Source organism: Mesorhizobium sp. M7A.F.Ca.US.006.04.2.1 (assembly GCF_004022915.1).
GTDB lineage: Bacteria > Pseudomonadota > Alphaproteobacteria > Rhizobiales > Rhizobiaceae > Mesorhizobium > Mesorhizobium ciceri.
On record NZ_RZQA01000573.1, the window covers coordinates 1 to 4219 of the forward strand.

The window sequence follows — 4219 nt, forward strand, 5'->3', positions numbered from 1 at the left end:
CCGCCAGAGCGTCATCCGCAGCCTGCTTGATCAGCCATTCGATGTGATTTGACCACATCTGCAACACCTCGCGCTTCTCCTTGACGTTGCTATAGAGATTGTAGATTTCGCCAATGTCTGTCAAGGACGCCGCCTTGTGATTCAGTATGTGCTCGATGACGTGTGGCAATACCTGCCGCCTGCCGAGATTTGTCGCGAGCGTCCTGCGCAGATCGTGAAGGGTCCAGTTCTCCAAAGCCACCCCGTCAGTATTGACCTTGCCGTCTAGAGCCTTCTTGCCCTTCGCGTAGCCTGAGAAGTGGCTTCTTTCGTTGCCCCTCGCAGGGAAAAAAACGTGTCATTGGTCTTCGGTACCGTCTGGGGGACCGACACCGCCAGTGTGGACAGCGGAATAAGCGTAGGCTCTTCGTTCTTCGTGCGGTCACCCGATAGTTCCATGTTCCGGCTTCAAGGTTGAGGACCAACGCATCGCGGCAACTTCCGTACGCCTCTGTCCGGTCAGAATGAGCAGCTTGACGATGGAGCCGAACGAATAGCCGATATCGCCCGGTTCGGGCTCACAGCCCGTTCATATAGCCGCCAGTTCGGCATCGTTCACCACTCGCTTGCGCTTGACGATCGGGGCCGGATCCGGATTTTCCAATCCCTCGCGGGGAAACCGCGGATGAGCCGTTGCGGCGGTTTGCGACACCAGTTGAAAAATGCCCGCATACACCAGAAGGCCGTGTTAGCCGCTTGCGGGTGACCCCCGGCGACGATCTTCTTGGTGATGTTAGCAATGTCGGTGTCGATCACATGGTGGATAGAGCGACTCCCGAGGGCAGGCACAAGATACCGGTTCAGGCTGGCCTCGACCAGTGCGGTGTTTTGAGGGTCGTTACTCGGCGGCCTGGAGGTGACCGCCATCGCCGTCCTCGGTATCGTCAGCGCTGATATGCGCCTGATCGGCAAGGAAGGCTGGCAGTTCCGATGGAGCTATGCTGGAATTTGGGTGACGAGGCTGATCAAGCGGCGCTCTGCGGCTTCGTTTCGATGACCTGGATTCCGTCCAGGAACCTGGCACCTGCGATGAGTTTCGGCAACTGATTTTGTCCTTTCAATCGTCGCCACTTCCTGGCCGCGGCCAACAGCTTGAAGACCATCAGCTGGGCGGTTTTCGAGGATAGCGAGCCCTTGGTACGCACCGTGCGATAGCGAACGGTTGCAAAGACGCTTTCGATGGGATTGGACGTTCGCAGATGATCCCAGTGTTGGGCGGGGAAATCGTAGAGCGCCAGCGACGCAATATGATCTTTCGTCAGGCAGTCGACCGCCTTGGCATACGCCTCGGCCTCCATCTCGATCGCATGCGCAAGCAATTTGCGCGCGCCGCTGCGAAGTACATCCGTCAGGGTATCATCGATTTCGTCGGGCTGACGAAGGCGAACAATGTGTTGATAGTCTCGTTCATGGCGTATCACTCTCCTTGAGAGGTACTGGCAGGCTTCATCACCCGCCTCGATACGCCGCTCTCCTCAAGCCGCCATCATCCAGTTTCCGCCATGGCTCCCCCTGATTGATCCGCTTCACCTGTGCAACTGCACAGGCTGCCCTAGCGGGGAGATTGGCCTCCAATGGCGAAAGCTTGCCGCAGGAGACCCTCCGATGACCGTGCCTATGGCGCCGCCGCTACGACAACTTGCCGACAAGCAGCGTGCGATCCACTGCCGCGCTACTGCGCCTTCAAGGGACGTCTGGATCGCGACGCAGGAGCCGATGACCGTTACGGGATCAATTCCAGGTCGCGCTGGCCGTCGCTGTGCCAGTTCGACGGTCTGGTGGCAATTTGGGCACATCTTCTGTCGCCGACAGTGGCGATGGCTGACGCTTCAACGAAACGGGGTCTTCGACGTCTGCTGCCTTCGCCGATGCTTTGCGAAGTGGCATAATGTTTCGACGCACGCAGGCGCGGGCAGGGGATGTCAGTCATGAATCTCCTGACTGGCGCGGATCAGGCCGATTGGCGGGATGAAAGATCATACGACTACACCGCTGGCCTGACGCTGCGGGAGTGGGCTTGGGAGTTCTTACGCCGCAATCCAGCGTTCCAGCGCGATCTGACCGCTGCGCGCCAGCATTGCAAGACTTGGTCTCTCCAATCCTTTCTCGATATGGTCGCGTCGGCCGGCGACCTGTCACGCTGGGGTGTTCTGTTTCGCGGAGTCTTGTGGCCGCGCTTCGGTCGTATTCTGGTGTCCGCTCTGGTGCGTCCATGTGCTGCCGGTCATTGCGGAACGGTTGCCTGCCTCGTCGCCGACACCGCCGTTCGAACTCTCGGCATTGCCCTGTCGTGCAATCGTCCTGCTGGCGCCCGACAAGAGCCAGCATGTTCTTCTTCGCAATGCGGACCACGCGCTGCAGCTCGCCGTCTCGGGCGCGAATATCCTCCACCCTGTTTGCCTGCATACGCAAGCCATCTGGCCCGCGGTGCTTTTAAAGCATCGACTGAGGGGACTGGAGTGCCTCAATGCTCTCAGTCTAGGGCAACAGTTGCCCCCCCGCTTGTTTGCGCCGGAAAAGCGCGGCGTTCGTTTGTCCTTCGTTCTTCGTGCGCTCGACGGTTCGCTCGCCGGAGCACCTCATCGCGAGCTCGCCGAAGTTCTCATCGGTCAACGGCGCGTCCATGCCGACTGGGCGGATCCTCGCGATCATCTGCGCGACCGCATCCGTCGGGCCGTCTCGCGTGGCCGCGCGCTCATGAATGGTGGCTACAGAGATTTCCTAATTTGAAAAGCGACAGTCCGCGCTGTGCGTCGGTGGATGAACGTTCGCTCGCAGCTGTACCCGTCACCAACAGTTCGCCCGCCGACAGGACTGCATGGCGCCTTGCAAGTGCGCTCTGGTCTAGCTTGTCGATGCCGAAATGAGATGGGCGAGGGTGCCAAGGCGGTGGTTCATTAGGGCCGGCCTCGACCTGGACGCACATCATTGGTCGGAAAGCGGCGTGCACCGCAATGTCGCCATAGCAGCCAAGATCCTTTGAGGCCGGACCTGCAGTCCTGTTGGACCGGCGGGTGCAACAATATGGAGGGATCTGAGGCCTCACACCGTTCCCTGGTCGACAGCTCGGTCAACATAGCACCCACCGCTTGATTATGGAAATGGTGTGCCTGGAGTGCAGCGAGTAGCGGCTTGCTGCGCACTGTCCTAAGAATAGCAGTCATGACCCGTCTGGGGTTCTGCAACACGACGATTCAACCGCTTGGGCATTGTCGCATATCCCACAATGTAGAATGCGCAACAGGGCAAAAGCTGATCCATCGGCGGTTTATCAATGCTTTTTGGCTTGGCACGGCACATGCAACGCAATCGGCAAAAGGCGCACGAACTGAGTGGCCCATCGGCCCTAGGAGCGCTGACTTATGCCCTCCCAAGGCATGTCCGGCCCGACAGCGAGCTCAGTCTCCTGCCGGGCATCCGTGTTTCAGGTCAACGGCGTTTGGAACTTCCAATTAGGTGGCGGCATTGACCGCAGGCCGCCCCCCGGTGGGGCGGAGAGACAGTGCAGCAGGTTTCAAATCCCGCCCATGCAAAGATATTTCATTTCCAGATAGTCCTCGAGGCCATGACGGGAACCCTCCCGCCCGATGCCGGATTGTTTGATCCCGCCAAACGGTGCCGCCTCCGAGGACATGCGTCCCGTGTTGATGCCAACCATGCCATATTCCAGAGCCTCTGCCACACGCCAGACCCGCTTCAGGTTTGAGGCATAGAAGTATGCGGCGAGGCCGTATATCGTGTCATTGGCCTCGCGCACGACCTGATCCGCATCGTTGAAGCGAATGATCGGCGCGAGCGGCCCGAATGTCTCCTCTTGCGCGACTGCCATGACGCTGGAAATCTCGGTGAGGACCGTGGGTTCGAAAAACGTGCCATTCTTGCCGATACGCTGGCCCCCGCATCGTATTGTGCCGCCTTTCGCAATGGCATCTGCGACGTGAGACTCGATCTTGGCCAGAGCATGCTTGTCGATGAGCGGTCCGATGTCCACTCCGGCATCGAATCCGTCGCCAACCGACAAGTGCCGGATTCTTTCCACGAATTTCTTGACGAACTCATCGTGAACGCTCGATTGGACGTAAATGCGGTTCGCGGAAACGCAGGTCTGGCCGGCATTGCGGAACTTCGCCTGGACCGCACCGTCAGCAGCACCGTCAATGTCGGCATCTTCGAAGATGAT

Annotated in this window: 3 protein-coding genes; 1 reads left to right on the top strand and 2 read right to left on the bottom strand. The window is 59.2% G+C overall.

What is annotated here, in order from left to right; translation table 11 throughout:
- Positions 1-1004: 1004 nt before the first annotated feature.
- Entirely contained in the window at positions 1005-1460 is a 456-nt protein-coding gene (locus EN925_RS25490) for a transposase (protein WP_256748481.1), read from the bottom strand.
- A 793-nt stretch (positions 1461-2253) separates the two neighbouring features.
- On the opposite strand from EN925_RS25490, the gene EN925_RS25495 reads away from it, so the two are divergent.
- Positions 2254-2769 carry a DUF2285 domain-containing protein gene (locus tag EN925_RS25495; protein WP_224570032.1) on the top strand — a complete coding sequence of 172 codons (516 nt, stop codon included), beginning with the start codon at positions 2254-2256 and terminating at the stop codon, positions 2767-2769.
- Between the two features lie 784 nt (positions 2770-3553).
- Here EN925_RS25495 and EN925_RS25500 read toward each other — a convergent pair.
- A partial coding sequence (locus tag EN925_RS25500) for an aldehyde dehydrogenase family protein (RefSeq protein ID WP_128337020.1) occupies positions 3554-4219 on the bottom strand: 666 nt, incomplete at its 5' end.